Origin of the sequence: Sphingomonas asaccharolytica NBRC 15499 (assembly GCF_001598355.1) — a bacterium.
Classification (GTDB): domain Bacteria; phylum Pseudomonadota; class Alphaproteobacteria; order Sphingomonadales; family Sphingomonadaceae; genus Sphingomonas; species Sphingomonas asaccharolytica.
Genome location: NZ_BCYU01000057.1, coordinates 1 through 15,549 on the forward strand (window position 1 = coordinate 1; position 15,549 = coordinate 15,549).

Sequence of the window (15,549 nt, forward strand, 5' to 3'; positions counted from 1 at the left end):
CCCGCCGATACGGCTCGTCATCGCGGCTCGGCGCATCGTCGCCGCTCGCCGCCGCCAGCTGGAGCAATTCGTCGCTGACTCGCGCATGATCGGTCGAGATCGACAATTCGGCACCAAGCGCATGGACCGCGTCGAGATAATAACCGAGCACCGCCTCGCACGACCGCGCCAGCGCGGCGGTGAGCGATTCCGCGACGACATTGGGATTGCCATCGCGATCGCCACCGATCCAGCTGCCCGGCTTGAGGAAGCTCGGTGTGCGTTCGCCGAGCGCGCGATCCCAGCGCTGATAGAGACCGGGCAGCACCGGCAGGAACACGTCGCGCAGATAGGACAGCGCGGTCTCCACCTCATCGGCGACGTACAGTCGCTCGCGCCGCAGCACGCGCGTCTGCCACAAGAGCGCGATCTGGCGCGTGATCGCCTGCTCGACATCGTCGCCTTCCTGGGTCGTCGCCACCTTGCGATCGCGCAGCGCCATCAATTGCGCGATGCGGTTGCGATGGTCGATCATCGACTTGCGCCGCACTTCGGTCGGGTGCGCGGTGAGGACCGGCGCGACCAAAGCGTGCTCGAGCAAATCCATCACCTTGTCCTTGCCGATCCCTTCATCCGCCAGCCGTTGAAGCGCCGCCGCGACATCCGCCCCCGGCTCGGCGGCCACGCCCTGCCGGTCCTCGGCCAGGTTGGCGAGCATCGAGAACAGCATGAAGCCGCGAACGAAATCGAGCGTCTCGTCGAGCGACAGCCTGTCGAGCCCGAGATCGACATCGCCGCCAACACCGCGATGGCGATCGACCGAGGCCGAGCGGATATATTCGGTGCGCTTGAACAGCGCCTCCCCGCCATAAGCGCGGATCACGTCGCCGAGCAATTTTCCGAGGAACCGCACGTCGGGATTGTTGGTGATAGTGGGGAGGTCGGCCATGTCGCCCTGCTGCACTGCAGCGCGATTTGGGTCAATCGTTTCGTTATCGGACCCGCTCATGGCATTTTATTCCAAAATGCGCTCACGGAGGGCGCATACGTTTGCATGAAACAGATCAGCAAGCGTCTATATCCCAACCGTCATCCCGGCCTTGTGCCGGAATCCACCGTGCCGCCGGCGCAGGACGAGGAACTCAGGCCGTTCGGTCTGCCGCACAGTGGATGCCGGGACGAGCCCGGCATGACGGGTTGAGTTCACCCAGCCGCGTCATTTTGCTCGAATAATGCCCGAGAATGACTGTTTTCGGTGCCGCAGCCCTCAAGCCTCCAGCTCGACATCCCAGTACAACCAGTCATGCCAGGTATCGTGCAGATGGTTCGGCGGAAAACTCCGCCCATGTTCCTGCAGCTGCCAGCTGGTCGGGCGGATTGGCTCGACATGGAGCGGCATCTTCGCCTCGCGCGGAGTGCGCCCGCCCTTGCGCAGATTGCACGGCGCGCAGGCGGTGGCGACATTCTCCCAGGTCGTGCGTCCGCCATAAGCGCGCGGGATGACGTGATCGAAGGTGAGATCCTTGTGCGTGCCGCAATATTGGCATTGGAAACGGTCGCGCAGGAACAGGTTGAACCGGGTGAAGGCCGGGAAGGCGCTCGGCCGGACATATTGCTTGAGCGCGATCACGCTGGGCAGCTTCAACGCGAAGGTCGGGCTGCGCACTTCGCGTTCGTAATGCGCGACGATATCGACCCGATCCAAAAAGACCGCCTTGACGGCGGTCTGCCATGGCCAGACGGAGAGCGGGTAATAGCTGAGCGGGGTATAATCCGCGTTCAGCACCAACGCCGGACAACTGTCCGGATGTCGCATTAGGTCGGGATGAAACACACCTTCCCCCTTCGCTTTCCTGGCGGGCGTAAAGCCGATCAGGATGACGCCATGATGACAGCACAGGCCATGACTCGTGGTCAAGAGTCGCCGCGATGATCGTCAGCCGTTTCGCGCCGAGCCCGACCGGAGGGTTGCATTTGGGCCACGCCTGGTCGGCGATCCAGGCGCATGACCGCGCGCGAGACCATGGCGGGCAGTTCCTGTTGAGGATCGAGGATACCGACATGACGCGGTCGCGGCCCGAACATGTCGCCGGCATTATCGAGGATCTCGAATGGCTGGGGCTCGGCTGGGACGATATGGCGGTCCAGTCCGAGCGGCTCGCACTGTACGACGCCGCGCTCGACCGCCTGCGCGACGACGGGCTGGCCTATCCCTGTTTCTGCACCCGCGCCGAGATCGCGCGCGAAGTTGCCGCGAGCCTGCACGCACCGCATGGCCCCGACGGACCGCTCTATCCCGGCACCTGCCGCGCGATCGACCCGGCGACGCGCGCGGAGCGGATGGCAAGCGAGGCGTTCGCCTGGCGGCTCGACGCCGGCGAAGCGGCGCGGCGCGCCGGGTCGCTCAGCTGGACCGACGAACTAGCCGGCACGATGCCGGTCGATCCGCAATTGCTCGGCGACCTAGTGCTCAAGGGCAAGGACCGGCCGGCGAGCTATCATCTCGCGGTGGTGGTCGACGACGCGGCGCAAGGCGTGACCCATGTCGTGCGCGGACGCGACATCATGCCTTCCACGCACGCACAACGCCTGCTCCAGGCGGTGCTCGCCCTGCCCGAGCCGATCTACCACCATCATCCGCTGGTGCTCGATGCCGAGAGTAACCGCCTCGCCAAGCGCCACGGCGCGCCGACCCTGGCCGACTGGCGCTCGGAGGGCATGGACGGTGTAGCGCTCGCCAACCGGCTGCGTGCAGGCGACCTTCCCGGCGGGTTTGATTTTGATGGCTAGCGCTTTTCAACGTGCCCATGGTGGCGACGATGGAGGCTTACGGCCCGCTGGCGGACGTGCGGGTAACGCCCCAGAGTGCGGCTCATGCGGACGAGCATAGTCACCATCGTTGTTATGGCGGGATATTGTCTGCTCCTGACAGGACCGGGCCTTTTCCCCTCTGCAGCTGATCGAATAGGAATTATCGGATACGCGATTCTAGCCTTGTGTTGGCTTGTCGGCTCGATCTGGTTGCTTTGCCGCGGGCCCTGGCGGATTTACGCAATTGGCATTGCTGGCTTGGCAGTTGTCGCTTTCCTCGCCCTCCCCCCAACCATGACGATGACGGGGTGTTACGTTTTCAACCAATGCCCATGAAAGACGGCTAACCACCAAGAGCAGACCTACACCGCGGCAGGCATACCCGTTGAGTTCCCGCGGGGCCTCCGCCACCCATTGGCTTCACGCTCGACCGCGCTTAGATAAGCCCCATGACCACTTTCCTCGCCCTCCTGCTCATCGCCGCGATGATCGCGACCGTTGCCGCCTTGGTCCGCGGCGTCATCCTGTTCCTCAAGGGCGCGACCGACGATGTGAAGAGCGGCGAAGGCCCCAGCGCGACCTCGATCCGGTCGAACCAGATGATGATGTACCGGATCATCTTTCAGGCGGTGGCGATCCTGATCGCAGTGCTCTTGCTGTTGCTCGTCGGCCGCCAGCATTGAGCAGCTGACCTGATGGTCAAGCTCAACAAGATCTACACGCGCACCGGCGACGACGGCACCACCGGGCTGGTCGGCGGCGGGCGTATTTCCAAGGCCGACCCGTTGATGGCGGCGATCGGCGACGTCGATGAAGCGAACAGCGCGATCGGCGTGGCGCTGGTGTCGATCGACGACGAGAACGCTGCGACACACTTGCGGCGCGTCCAGAACGAATTGTTTGATCTCGGCGCCGATCTCGCGACCCCGCTCGACATAGAAGGCGGGTTGCGCGTGACCGCGGAGCAGGTCGACCGGCTCGAACGCGAGATCGACGCGATGAACGCTGCTTTGTCGCCGCTGACCAGCTTCGTCCTGCCCGGCGGCGCGGCCGGTGCGGCGCAGCTTCATTTGGCGCGGGCGATCGTCCGCCGCGCCGAGCGCAGCGCGGTTGCCGCCGCTGTCAACAACGCGCTCAATCCCAAGGCCTTGACCTATATCAATCGCCTCTCCGACTGGCTGTTCGTCGCCGCACGGCGATTGAACAATTTGGGCGCCAGCGACGTTCTCTGGGTTCCCGGCGCCTCGCGCTGATTATCCGGCTTGGGTTTCGGCCCGTACTTCCTATGTGAGCGATTGACTCCATCGGCGAAACGACCGAAAAGAGGAACATAATGAGAACGCGACTTGGCCTCCGCCCGACTCCGGAAGCGCTTGGCGCCCGTTATGCGGCGGTGCGCGGGCTGAGTGTCGCGCTGGTCGCGCCGCTGTCGGACGCCGATGCGACGGTGCAGTCGATGGAGGATGCGTCGCCGGCCAAATGGCATCTGGCGCACACTACCTGGTTCTTCGAAACGTTCGTGTTGCGCGATTTCGTGCCCGGCTACAGGCTCCACGACGATCGCTTCCCGTTCCTGTTCAACAGTTATTACGAGGCGGAAGGCAGCCGTCACAGCCGTGCGCGGCGCGGTATGGTGACGCGGCCAAGCCTGGACGAGGTGTTGGGCTATCGCGCCGCGGTCGACGCCGCGCTGGCGGCGGCGTTGCCGACATTGCCGGAAGAGGCGCGCGAACTGGTCCGTCTCGGCTGTCATCATGAGGAACAGCATCAGGAATTGCTGCTGACCGACATCCTCCATCTGTTTTCGGAAAATCCGATCGAGCCGGCGATCTGGCCGGGCGCGCGCAAGGTGCCGGTCGGCATGCCCGATGCGCTGGGCTGGATCGAGCATCCCGGCGGCGTGGTCGAGATCGGACACGACAGCCCGCATTTCGCGTTCGATTGCGAAGGGCCGCGCCACAGCGCGCTGCTCCACCCGCATGCCATCGCCGATCGTACCGTGACCAACGGCGAATGGGCCGCGTTCATCGCCGATGGCGGCTATGCCGAGCCGCGCCATTGGCTGTCCGACGGCTGGGCTTGGGTGCAGCGCGAGGGCGTGACGGCGCCGCTATATTGGGAGCGGCGCGACGACGCCTGGACTCGCTTCGGGCTCGACGGGCGGCGGCCGATCGATCCCGCCGCGCCGGTCACCCATGTCAGCTTCTTCGAGGCGGATGCTTATGCCAGTTGGGCCGGCGCGCGATTGCCGACCGAAGTCGAATGGGAAGCGGCGGCGGCGGGATACGATCCCGACAGCGGCAACCAGTTGGACGTCGCCGGACCGGTCGAACCGCGCCCCTCCCCTGGCGGACCCGCGTTTTTCGGCGACGTCTGGGAATGGACCGGCAGCGCCTATCGCCCCTATCCGGGCTTCCATCCGGCCGAGGGCGCGGTCGGCGAATATAACGGCAAGTTCATGAGCGGGCAGTTCGTGCTGCGCGGCGGATCATGCGCCACGCCGCGCGGCCATGCTCGCGCCAGCTACCGCAACTTCTTCTACCCCCATCAGCGCTGGCAATTCACCGGCGTGCGCCTTGCCAAGGATATCTGATGCTCAAACAGGAAATCGAGGACGGCACCCGAAGTTTCGCGGATCCCGCCTTCCGCGCCGACGTGATCGATGGGCTGGCGCGACGGCCGCGCGCGATTCCGGCACGGTGGTTCTACGACCATCGTGGCTCCGAATTGTTCGAGGCGATCACCGAATTGCCGGAATATTATCCGACGCGGACCGAGACCGCTTTGCTTCGATCGGTCGCGGAAGAGATCGCCGAGCGTGTCGGACCGGGCCGTGCGGTGGTCGAATTCGGGTCGGGATCATCGACCAAGACGCCGATCGTCCTCAAGGCGCTCGATCCTTCGGCCTATGTGCCAATCGATATTTCGGGCGATTTCCTGCGCGAATCCTCGCGCGCGCTGGCCGAGCGCTTCCCCGGTCTCCCGGTGTTCCCGGTCGAGGCCGATTTCCTCAAGCCGATCGCACTGCCGCAACAGGTCCGCGCGGCGCCCAAGCTGGGCTTCTTCCCCGGATCGACGATCGGCAATATGATCCCCTTGTCGTCGACCGACCTGCTGCGCGCGATGCGCGCGTCGCTCGGCCAGGGCGCGATGCTGCTGATCGGGATGGATCGGATCAAGGATGTGGGCGTGCTCGAACGCGCTTACGACGATGCTGCCGGCGTGACCGCGCAGTTCAACCTCAACCTGCTCGAACGGATCAACCGCGAGCTCGACGGGACGATCCCGGTCGAGGCTTTCCGCCACCGCGCGATCTGGAACGACGATCGTGCGCGGATCGAAATGCACCTGGAAGCCGTGCGCGATGTGCTGTTCACGGTCGAGGATCGCCCGTTTGAGATGGCGGCGGGCGAGACGATCCACACCGAGAATAGCCACAAATACGGTCCGCGCGACGCGCGCCTGCTACTGCGCTCGGGTGGGTGGACACCGATCGCCGAATGGACCGACCCGTGCGACCAGTTCGCGCTCTATCTCGCCGAGGCCCAGCCGCCGCGCCCCGCGCCGTGACGACAGCCGGCGTGCATCGCGCCGCCGCGACCGGCTTCGCGGATGGAGCAGACGTTTATGCCGCGAGCAGGCCGGCCTATCCGGGCGAGGCGGTCGATTGGTTGCGCGACCGGATTGGAATCGGGCCGGACAGCCGCGTGGTGGAAGTCGGCGCGGGGACAGGGCTGTTCACGCGCCTGATCCTGGAAACCGGCGCCAAGATTCTCGGCACCGACCCCGTGGTGGAGATGCTTGCCCATCTCGTAGCGACAGTGCCGGGCGTCGCGACCGCCGTCGCCACCGCCGAGGATTTGCCGATAGCCGCTGAGTCGGTCGATGCCGTGATCTGCGCCACCGCCTTCCACTGGTTCGCCACCCCGCAGGTGCTCGCTGAATTCCGTCGCGTGCTGCGTCCAGGCGGGACGCTCGGACTGATCTGGAACGTGCGCGATAATGAGGTTCCCTGGGTGCGGCGATTGTCGGAGATCACCGATCGCTATCAGGACGATGCCCCGCGCCAGAAATCCCAAGCATGGCGTCACGTCTTCCCGGCGCCCGGCTTCACCCCGCTCCACGAGACCGCGATGCGCTACGATCACGTCGGGACACCCGAGGAGGTCATCGTCGGCCGCACCTTGTCGACCAGCTTCATCGCCGCCTTGCCCGACGATCGCCGCGCAGCCCTGGTCGAGGAGGTTCGCGCAATGATCGCAGCGACGCCCGAACTGGCTGGCAAGCCCAAGGCCCACTTCCCGTATGTCACGCCCGGCTATGATTGCCGCCGGATCGACTGACCGGGTTGCCGCCCGCCCGCCGCTTTGGCTAGGGCGGACCGGATCGGCCTCGGCCGCAACAGCTTGAACGGGAAATGACATGCAGAGCGTAGGCGTGATCGGAGCGGGACAGATGGGCGCAGGCATCGCGCAGGTGTCGGCACAAGCCGGCTATCACGTGCTGCTCGCCGACGTGACCAAGGAACGCGCCGATGCCGGCAAGGCCGGTATCGCGGCCCAGCTGGCGCGCGCCGTGTCGAAGGAAAAGATCACTGCCGAGGTCGCCGATCAGGCGCTCGCACGGATCGAGACGATCGAGGGCCCGTCCGCGATGGGCAAATGCGGCCTGATCATCGAAGCGGCGACCGAGCGCGAGGAAATCAAGCGCGCGATCTTCGCCGAAGTCGGCAAGGTGCTGGGCCCCCATGCGGTGCTGGCGTCGAACACTTCGTCGATCCCGATCACGCGGCTCGCCCAGGCGACGCCCGATCCCAAGCGATTCATCGGCGTGCACTTCTTCAATCCCGTCCCGGTGATGGGGCTGATCGAGATCATCCGAGGCCTCGCTACCAGCGACGAGACCGTCCAGCTGATCGAGACCTATACCGCCGCGCTCGGCAAGCAGGTCGTCCGCGCCAACGATGCGCCCGGCTTCATCGTTAACCGCATCCTGATGCCGATGCTCAACGAGGCTTGCTTCGCGCTCGGCGAAGGGGTGGCGACGATCCACGACATCGACCTCGCCTGCCAGCTCGGACTCAACCACCCGATGGGGCCGCTGACGCTCGCCGATTTCATCGGGCTCGACACGTGCCTGGAAATCACCCGCGTGCTGTTCGAAGGCACCGGCGATCCCAAATTCCGCCCGGCACCGCTGCTGGTCAAATATGTCGAAGCCGGCTGGTACGGCCGCAAGACCGGGCGCGGCTTCTACGATTATTCGGGCGCGGAGCCGGTTCCGACGCGGTGAAGCGTCGGGATTGGCGGTGGCTCGTTAGGGAATCAGCATCCCCGCCAGCGCCGCCGACATCAAATTGGCGAGGCTGCCCGCCGCCAGCGCGCGCAAACCGAGCTTGGCGATCATCGGCCGCTGATTGGGCGCCAGGCTGCCGGTCGAGGCCATCTGGATCGCGATCGACGAGAAATTGGCGAAGCCGCACAGCGAGAAAGTGACGATCGCGGTGGTGCGCGGTGACAGATTCTTCATCTGGCCGAGGTCGATGAACGCGACGAATTCGTTGAGCACGATCTTCTGCCCGAACAATTGCCCGGCGGCGCCGGTCTCGTTCCACGGGATGTTGAGCAAATACATGACCGGCGCGAACACGTCGCCCAACAGTCCCTGGAAACTGAGCGTCGGATAGCCGAACCAGCTGCCCACCCAGCCGAGCAATCCGTTGGCCAACGCGACCAGCGAGACGAAGGCGAGCACCATCGCCGCCACCGCGACCGCGATCTTCACGCCGGTCTGCGCCCCCATCGCCGCCGCCATGATGACGTTGGACGCGCGCTCTTCCTCGATATGCACCTCGGCGACGCGGATCGCGTCATCCTCATGCGCCAGGACGGCCGCGCCGCCTTCGAGCGGCAATTCGCCCGCGGGCACCAGCTCGTCGGGCATGATCAGCTTGGCCATCAGCAACCCGCCGGGCGCCGCCATGAATGAGGCGGCGAGCAGATACGGCAGAGAGTTCGGCCCGAGCAACGCCGCATAGGCGGCGAGGATCGTGCCCGCGACGCCCGCCATGCCGACCGACATCACCGCGAACAATTGCGGCGGCGTGAGCGCGGCGAGATAGGGCCGGATGACCAGCGGCGCCTCGGACTGGCCGACAAAGATATTGGCCGCGGCGCACAAGGATTCGACCTTGCTGACGCCGACCACTTTTTCGATCGCGCCGCCGAGCCAGCGCACGATCAACTGCATGATGCCGAGGTGATAGAGCACCGACACCAAAGCGGCGAAGAAGATGATCACCGGGAGCGCGGAAATCGCGAAGCCATCCTTGAACTTGGGATCGGTCGCCAGCGGACCGAGGATCAAATTGGTGCCTTCGTGCGCGTAATTGAGCAACGCGGTGACCCCGCCCGCCATCTTTTCGATCACCAATTTGCCGGCCGGCACGTACAGCACCAGCACCGCCATCACCGCCTGGAGCGCGAACGCCGCGCCGACGACGCGCAAGCGGATCGCCTTGCGGTTGGCGGAAAGCAGATAGGCGATCGCCAGAATGACAAGGATGCCGGCAACGCCGATCAGGAAACGTGGCATGTGTTGGTAAGCCCCCACTCACTCATCTGGTGCCCGTGGCGCCGGGCAACACCCTGCGCCCGCGCATGCGATCGTTCGAATTGGCGACAACTATGGCGGCAAAAATCGGACTAGGACAGCCCCTTGGCCGACGTCCTTACCAACGGCTTCTTCGGCATGTAAATTCAGTCATCTGGCGTTCATCTTCGCAGGATCACGCAGTATAAAGCGGACAGCCCGGGCCGCGTGGCCCGGGGGCGCCTGCGAGGGAGCATGGAACGATGACTCATATGATGAAGTTGGCGGCGGCCGCGGCGATGCTGGCGGGGATCGGCGCTGCCGCTCCGGCATTTGCAGCGGATAATGCAATGAAGGTCTGCGGCGCCAAATATCAAGCCGCCAAGACCGCCAAGACCCTGCCCGCCGGCCAGACATGGAGCCAATATCTGGCGCAATGCCGGGCCTCGCTGCCCAAGGCCGCCGCGGTAACCACGCCGGCCAAGCCGGTGGTCGCCGCCGCGAAGCCGGTCGCCGCGGCGAAACCCGCCCCGAAGCGCGTTGCTGTCGCCAAGCCGCCCAAAACCCCTGGCCAGCCGAGCCCGGCGCAGGCCGCCATGTACGCGCGCGAGCGTCAGTGCGGCGCGCAATATCGCGCCGACAAAGCGGCGGGCAAGCTTCCCGCCGGCCAGACCTGGCCGCAATATTGGAGCGCGTGCAACAAGCGTATGAAGTAACTGCTCCAAGCGCCCGGCCGGCGGCAACCGGCCGGGCTGTTGCCGTAGGTTGACGACATGCTTGGGTGCACCCCGCCGTCTTTGCCTTCTGGATGCCCTAGCGGTGCGCATCTCAGTTTGCGGCACAGGCCGGGAACGAATATCGAACAAAATGATCGGTTTTGGAGGTAATCGCGGACTCGGATGCCCCGAATGCGATATCTCCCATCCCACGGCCGCCGGTATCCTCCGGTCGGCCACCGCCGGCGGCGAGCAGCCGCAGAGGAAGGATGTGGGATGACGATGTTGAAGACCGCGACGGCCGCGATCGGGATTGCAGGCCTTGGTATGCTGGCGACCCCGGCGTTGGCCGCCGACAATCCGATGAAAATCTGCGGCGCGAAATACCGCGAAGCGAAGACGGCCGGCACCTTGCCCGCCGGGCAGACCTGGATGCAGTTCCTCGCGCAATGCCGCGGCACGCTGCCCAAATCCGCCGTCAACGAACCCGCCGCGGTTAGTGGCGACAAACCAGCCGCACCGACTGGCGCCAAGCGTCCGCGCAGCGCGGCACAGAGCGCGACCGCGTCTCGCCAGCACGAGTGCGGCAACCAGTGGAAGGCCGACAAGGCCGCCGGCAAGATCGCACCCGGCCAGACCTGGCCGCAATATTGGAGCGCGTGCAACAAGCGGCTGAAGTGACCCACCGGGGGCGGCCCGGTCGATCCCCTGTCGACCGGGCCGTTTGACGTTAGCGGAATTGCCGCTAGCGTTGATCTGCATGGAAACACCCGCCCCCGCCCCCCAGGTACAGCTGCCTCGTTCGCTCTTCGTCTTCTCGATCCTTTATGGCGGCATGGTCTGCATGGCGGGCGTGCTGGGCGTCAAACAAGTCGCGCTGGGGCCACTCGCGGTCGAGGCGGGCATTTTCGGCTTCCTGTTGCTGGTCGTGCTGTCGAGCGCGGTCGCCGAGATACATGGGCAAAAGACCGCGACGATGCTGGTCCGGCTCGGCTTCGTGCCCTTGTTCACCTCGGCCGCGCTGATCCAGATCGTGCTCGCGCTGCCGCACGATCCCGGCATGTATCCGCCGGCGATCGATGCTTTCCCGATCGTCGTCGGTCAGAGCGTACGGATGATGCTGGCGGGATTCGTCTCCTACGGCACCTCTCAAACCTTGAACGTTTTCATCTTCTCCAAGCTTAAGGGCCAGGAAGGCAAGGGCCGGCTGGTCTGGTTCCGCGGCATGGTGGCAAGCGTGATCAGTCAGATCGTCGATACCTTGCTGTTCATCACCATCTCCTTTTACGGCGAGCGCCCGATCCTCCAGCTGATGGAAGGCCAGATGCTGACCAAGATCGTGTTGTCGATCGTGCTGGTGCCGTTCCTGATCACCGGCTTCGTCGCGCTGGGAAAAAAGCTGGATCGCGCCTGATTGTTCACCGTCACGCCGGCCTTGTGCCGGGGTCCACCGTGCCGCCACCCGAGAAGCAAGAGGCTTGAGCGCTAGGGCGCGGTGCCCGGTGGATGCCGGGACAAGCCCGGCATGACGAATTGCGGATGTGGGATGGTCGGATCGATCCACTTGGCGCTGCCCTACCGGCGGAAGCTGGCATCTCTCTCCGTCGCTCGAACTAGATCCGATTGAGCGTGACATCCACGCCTAGATCGTCCGAGACACGAGCCGCCTGATATTCTTTCGCTGCGGTGACGGAATGAGTATGGCGCGCCCATGACCGACCATAGCCCCTCGCCCCAATTGCTCGCCAAGGCCGAAACGCTCGTCGAGGCGCTGCCGTACATGCAGCGCTACGCGGGGCAGACCTTCGTCATCAAATACGGCGGCCATGCGATGGGCGATCCCGAGGCGCAGCGCGACTTCGCCGAGGACGTGGTGCTGCTCAAGGCGGTCGGGATCAACCCGGTCGTCGTCCATGGCGGCGGCCCGCAGATCGGGGCGATGCTTAAGCGGCTGGGGGTCGAATCGGAATTCATCGGGGGGCTGCGCGTCACCGATGCCGCCACTGCCGAGGTTGCCGAGATGGTCCTGGCCGGCAAGATCAACAAGGAAATCGTCGGCTGGATCGCCGCGCTGGGCGGCCGCGCAGTCGGCATTTCGGGCAAGGACGCCAATCTGGTGATCGCCAAAAAGGTCACTCGCACCGAACCCGACCGCAATTCTGGGATCGAACGCCATGTCGACCTCGGCTTCGTCGGCGAGCCGGTGAAGGTCGATCCCTCGATCCTCAAGAACCTGGCGCGCGACGGCTTCATCCCGATCGTCGCACCCGTCGCGCTGGGCGCGGACGGCGAAACCTATAATATCAACGCCGACACGATGGCGGGCGCGATCGCCGGGGCGCTGGGCGCCACGCGCTTCTTCCTGCTGACCGATGTCGCCGGCGTGCTCAACAAGGCGGGCGAGCTCCAGACCGACCTCGACCGCGCGGCGATCGAGGCGATGAAGGATGACGGCACCATCTCCGGCGGGATGATCCCCAAGGTCGATACCTGCGTCGCCGCGGTCGAGGCCGGGGTCGAAGCGGCGGTCATCCTGGACGGCCGGGTGCCGCACGGCATGCTGCTCGAAATCTTCACCCGGCGCGGCGCCGGCACGCTGGTGCGCGCCTAGAGCGTGATGGCGTGAGTTTGCTCCGTCATCACGTTCCAAGGGCTGTTCGCGACCGATTCGTTCCTATATCGATCCGGACGGGGCCGCACGTCCGGAGACAAACTTGATTACCATCCTCAGTATCCTGCAGGTCCTGCTGACCGTCGCGCAGTGGATCATCATCATCCAGGCGATCCTGTCCTGGCTCATTTCGTTCAACGTCATCAACACGCACAACGATACCGTGCGCGCGATATGGACGGCGCTCGATCGGATCACCGAGCCTTTCTATCGGCCGATCCGGCGCATCCTGCCCGATTTCGGCGCGCTCGATCTGTCGCCACTGGTCGTGCTGCTGATCATCTGGTGCCTCCAGATCGCGATCGGGCGGCTGGCCTTGTGGTGGGTGGGCGCGGGCGCGCTCTGAGCGGCTGGCGCGCGACACAGGACGGGATCGAGATCGCGGTGCGCGTGACGCCGCGATCGTCGCGCAATGAATTATCGCCGGGTCCCGGCCATGCCGTGGCGCGGCTCAACGCGCCGCCGGTCGACGGCGCCGCCAACGCCGCGCTGATCCATCTCGCGGCCAGGCATTTCGGAGTGGCCAAGCGCGACGTGCGGCTGATCGCCGGCGATCACGCCAGATTGAAGCGGCTGGCGATCGCCGGAGACGCCGAGGCGCTGGCGAAGATCGCCGCCGCGCTCTATCAGGCCGAGCCATGACGGCGAGCATCATCGATGGCAAAGCGTTCGCGCAAGGATTGCGCGAGCGCGTGGCGCAACAGGTCGCGAGCTTTCGCGCCGCCGCGGGCCGCGCCCCCGGGCTGGCAGTGGTGCTGGTGGGCGAAGATCCCGCCTCGGCGGTCTATGTCCGCAACAAGCACAAGGCGACCATCGGCGCGGGGATGGAAAGCTTCGAGCACAAGCTTCCCGCCGACACATCGCAGGCCGATCTGATCGCGCTGGTCGACAGACTCAATGCCGACCCAGCGGTCGACGGCATCCTGGTCCAGCTGCCCCTGCCCGGCCATATCGACGAGCGGGCAGTGATCACGCGGATCGACCCCGACAAGGATGTCGACGGCTTCCACCCGGTCAACGCGGGGCGGCTGGCGACGGGGCTCCATGGCTTCGTGCCCTGCACGCCGCTTGGCTGCCTGATGCTGCTGAAGGATCAATTGGGCGATCTCGCCGGGCTGGATGCGGTGGTGATTGGGCGGTCGAACATCGTCGGCAAGCCGATGGCGCAACTCCTCATTCAGGAAAGTTGCACTGTCACCGTGGCGCACTCGAAGACCAAGGACCTGTCGAGCGTGGTCAAGCGCGCCGATATCGTCGTGGCGGCGGTCGGCCGGCCGGCAATGGTCAAGGGCGAGTGGATCAAGCCGGGCGCTTGCGTGATCGATGTCGGCATCAACCGCACCGAACGGGGCCTGGTCGGCGATGTCGACTTTGCCGGCGCGCTCAGCGTCGCGGGCGCGGTCACCCCGGTCCCGGGCGGCGTCGGGCCGATGACGATCGCGGTGCTGCTTAGGAATACGTTGGTGTCCGCGCACCGCCGGGCGGGCGTGGCGTACGACAAGGACGCGCTGTGATCCCGTTGCTGCTGATGCTGGCGGCATCGGGCGACGCGCCGCGCAGCGCGGCCGAGGCTGAACGATCCTTTGCGCGTGATGCGCAGACCGACGGTCAGTGGACGGCCTTTCGCCGCTGGGCGGATGACGAGGCGGTGATGTTCCTGCCGCAGCCAACCAAGGCGCAAATCTGGCTGAAGGATCGCAAGGACCCTTCCAACTCGGTCATGTGGTGGGCCGCCGACAGCTTCGTGTCCTGCGACGGCGGATATGCGGCCAATACGGGGCCCTGGATTCGGGGCTGGGCCAAGGCCGCGGGCTATTTCTCGACGATCTGGGCGCGACGGCCAGGTGGCGGGTGGAAATGGCTGGTCGATAGAGGCGATGCCTTGGCTAGCCCGCGCGCCGCCGGCGAGCGTCCGCGCGTGACGCGGGCATCGTGCAACGGCCGACCGACGACCGTGGCGGCAGTACGCTATCGCGATGGCGAGACCGGCGAAGGCCAGTCCGATGATCGCACGCTCGCATGGCGCTGGCACGTCGCCCCGGATGGCGGGCAAAGCCTGGACGTGTGGCTTTGGGACGGTCGCCGGATGAAGCAGGTCATCGCCGACCGGACCGCTGCGGGATGATCGAGCTCTACCTCTCGGCGCTCGTCACTTTTTTCGTCGTCATCGATCCGCCCGGCTGCGCGCCGATCTATGCCGGGCTGACGCATGGCGCGACGCCGGCGCATCGCCGTTCGATGGCGATCCGCGCCGTAGTCGTCGCCGCGATCATCCTGTTCGTGTTCGCCGCGGTCGGCGAGGCGATGCTCAAGGCGCTGGGCGTCAGCCTGGCGGCCTTCCGCATCGCCGGCGGGATCATGCTGTTCCTGATCGCGCTCGAAATGGTATTCGAGAAGCGCACCGAACGCCGCGAGGACCGCGCCGCCAAGGTCGCACAGACGCCTGAGGTCGAGGATGTCTCGATCTTCCCGATGGCGATGCCGATGATCGCCGGGCCAGGGTCGATCGCCTCGGTCATGCTGATGATGAGCCGCAATCACGGCCTCGAGAAAGTCGCGATAGTGCTCGCTGCGCTGGCGACGATCCTGGCGCTGACCCTGGCGGCGTTGTTGGCGGCCGGTCCGTTGATGCGGTTGCTCGGCGCTCGGATCGAGGCCGTCATCACGCGCATCCTGGGCGTGCTGCTTGGCGCGCTGGCGGTGCAGTTCGTGATCGACGGAATCCGGATCAGCCTGGGGCTGATCTAACCCGTCGCCCCGACCTCAACCGTCACCCAGCGC

20 protein-coding genes are annotated in these 15,549 nt (G+C 65.6%); 17 read left to right on the forward strand and 3 right to left on the reverse strand.

Annotated features, from left to right (window positions below):
• Positions 1-928 (reverse strand): phosphoenolpyruvate carboxylase (locus SAS01S_RS15035; RefSeq protein ID WP_157082839.1); only part of this gene is annotated, 928 nt, incomplete at its 3' end.
• 105 nt (positions 929-1,033) lie between these two features.
• Between SAS01S_RS15035 and SAS01S_RS22600 the strand changes: the two genes are divergently transcribed.
• Entirely contained in the window at positions 1,034-1,180 is a 147-nt protein-coding gene (locus SAS01S_RS22600) for a hypothetical protein (protein ID WP_157082840.1), read from the forward strand.
• 66 nt (positions 1,181-1,246) lie between these two features.
• Here SAS01S_RS22600 and SAS01S_RS15040 read toward each other — a convergent pair whose 3' ends face one another.
• Positions 1,247-1,813, reverse strand: coding sequence for an HNH endonuclease (locus SAS01S_RS15040; protein ID WP_066810247.1), 567 nt, complete (start codon positions 1,811-1,813; stop codon positions 1,247-1,249).
• 95 nt (positions 1,814-1,908) lie between these two features.
• On the opposite strand from SAS01S_RS15040, the gene gluQRS reads away from it, so the two are divergent.
• From gluQRS to SAS01S_RS15075, 7 genes are all read left to right on the forward strand, one after another.
• Positions 1,909-2,769, forward strand: coding sequence for a tRNA glutamyl-Q(34) synthetase GluQRS (gene gluQRS / locus SAS01S_RS15045; protein WP_066810248.1), 861 nt, complete (start codon positions 1,909-1,911; stop codon positions 2,767-2,769).
• 470 nt (positions 2,770-3,239) lie between these two features.
• Positions 3,240-3,473 carry a twin transmembrane helix small protein gene (locus SAS01S_RS15050; RefSeq protein WP_066810249.1) on the forward strand — a complete coding sequence of 78 codons (234 nt, stop codon included), beginning with the start codon at positions 3,240-3,242 and terminating at the stop codon, positions 3,471-3,473.
• A gap of 12 nt (positions 3,474-3,485) precedes the next feature.
• The gene (locus SAS01S_RS15055) at positions 3,486-4,043 is read left to right on the forward strand and encodes a cob(I)yrinic acid a,c-diamide adenosyltransferase (protein ID WP_066810250.1); all 558 of its coding nucleotides are present in this window, start codon (positions 3,486-3,488) and stop codon (positions 4,041-4,043) included.
• A gap of 80 nt (positions 4,044-4,123) precedes the next feature.
• Complete coding sequence (gene egtB / locus SAS01S_RS15060; protein ID WP_066810252.1) at positions 4,124-5,383, forward strand: ergothioneine biosynthesis protein EgtB; 1,260 nt, start codon at positions 4,124-4,126, stop codon at positions 5,381-5,383.
• A complete protein-coding gene (gene egtD / locus SAS01S_RS15065) occupies positions 5,383-6,360 on the forward strand; it encodes an L-histidine N(alpha)-methyltransferase (protein WP_066810253.1) in 978 nt (325 codons plus the stop codon). Before egtB ends, egtD begins: the two co-directional genes overlap by 1 nt.
• Positions 6,357-7,133, forward strand: coding sequence for a class I SAM-dependent methyltransferase (locus tag SAS01S_RS15070; protein WP_245656927.1), 777 nt, complete (start codon positions 6,357-6,359; stop codon positions 7,131-7,133). Before egtD ends, SAS01S_RS15070 begins: the two co-directional genes overlap by 4 nt.
• A 79-nt stretch (positions 7,134-7,212) precedes the next feature.
• Complete coding sequence (locus SAS01S_RS15075) at positions 7,213-8,082, forward strand: 3-hydroxybutyryl-CoA dehydrogenase (RefSeq protein WP_066810257.1); 870 nt, start codon at positions 7,213-7,215, stop codon at positions 8,080-8,082.
• A gap of 24 nt (positions 8,083-8,106) precedes the next feature.
• On the opposite strand, the gene SAS01S_RS15080 is transcribed toward SAS01S_RS15075, so the two are convergent.
• On the reverse strand, positions 8,107-9,384 hold the full coding sequence (locus SAS01S_RS15080) for a NupC/NupG family nucleoside CNT transporter (RefSeq protein WP_066810259.1): 1,278 nt from the start codon (positions 9,382-9,384) through the stop codon (positions 8,107-8,109).
• A gap of 260 nt (positions 9,385-9,644) precedes the next feature.
• Between SAS01S_RS15080 and SAS01S_RS15085 the strand changes: the two genes are divergently transcribed.
• From SAS01S_RS15085 to SAS01S_RS15125, 9 genes are all read left to right on the forward strand, one after another.
• Positions 9,645-10,097, forward strand: coding sequence for a hypothetical protein (locus SAS01S_RS15085; RefSeq protein ID WP_157082841.1), 453 nt, complete (start codon positions 9,645-9,647; stop codon positions 10,095-10,097).
• Between the two features lie 276 nt (positions 10,098-10,373).
• A complete protein-coding gene (locus SAS01S_RS15090) occupies positions 10,374-10,778 on the forward strand; it encodes a hypothetical protein (protein WP_066810263.1) in 405 nt (134 codons plus the stop codon).
• Positions 10,779-10,857: 79 nt separating this feature from the next.
• Positions 10,858-11,511 carry a queuosine precursor transporter gene (locus SAS01S_RS15095; protein ID WP_066810265.1) on the forward strand — a complete coding sequence of 218 codons (654 nt, stop codon included), beginning with the start codon at positions 10,858-10,860 and terminating at the stop codon, positions 11,509-11,511.
• Between the two features lie 297 nt (positions 11,512-11,808).
• Positions 11,809-12,708, forward strand: a complete 900-nt coding sequence (argB, locus tag SAS01S_RS15100) for an acetylglutamate kinase (RefSeq protein WP_066810266.1) — start codon at positions 11,809-11,811, stop codon at positions 12,706-12,708.
• Positions 12,709-12,811: 103 nt separating this feature from the next.
• Positions 12,812-13,114 carry a YggT family protein gene (locus SAS01S_RS15105; protein ID WP_066810267.1) on the forward strand — a complete coding sequence of 101 codons (303 nt, stop codon included), beginning with the start codon at positions 12,812-12,814 and terminating at the stop codon, positions 13,112-13,114.
• Complete coding sequence (locus tag SAS01S_RS15110) at positions 13,087-13,410, forward strand: DUF167 domain-containing protein (RefSeq protein ID WP_245656928.1); 324 nt, start codon at positions 13,087-13,089, stop codon at positions 13,408-13,410. The genes SAS01S_RS15105 and SAS01S_RS15110 overlap by 28 nt, the downstream gene beginning before the upstream one ends.
• Positions 13,407-14,282 (forward strand): bifunctional methylenetetrahydrofolate dehydrogenase/methenyltetrahydrofolate cyclohydrolase FolD, encoded by an 876-nt coding sequence (gene folD / locus SAS01S_RS15115; protein ID WP_066810269.1) that lies wholly within the window; start codon positions 13,407-13,409, stop codon positions 14,280-14,282. The genes SAS01S_RS15110 and folD overlap by 4 nt, the downstream gene beginning before the upstream one ends.
• On the forward strand, positions 14,279-14,893 hold the full coding sequence (locus SAS01S_RS15120) for a hypothetical protein (protein ID WP_066810271.1): 615 nt from the start codon (positions 14,279-14,281) through the stop codon (positions 14,891-14,893). Before folD ends, SAS01S_RS15120 begins: the two co-directional genes overlap by 4 nt.
• The gene (locus SAS01S_RS15125; RefSeq protein WP_066810273.1) at positions 14,890-15,516 is read left to right on the forward strand and encodes a MarC family protein; all 627 of its coding nucleotides are present in this window, start codon (positions 14,890-14,892) and stop codon (positions 15,514-15,516) included. The genes SAS01S_RS15120 and SAS01S_RS15125 overlap by 4 nt, the downstream gene beginning before the upstream one ends.
• The last annotated feature ends 33 nt before the right edge of the window (positions 15,517-15,549 follow it).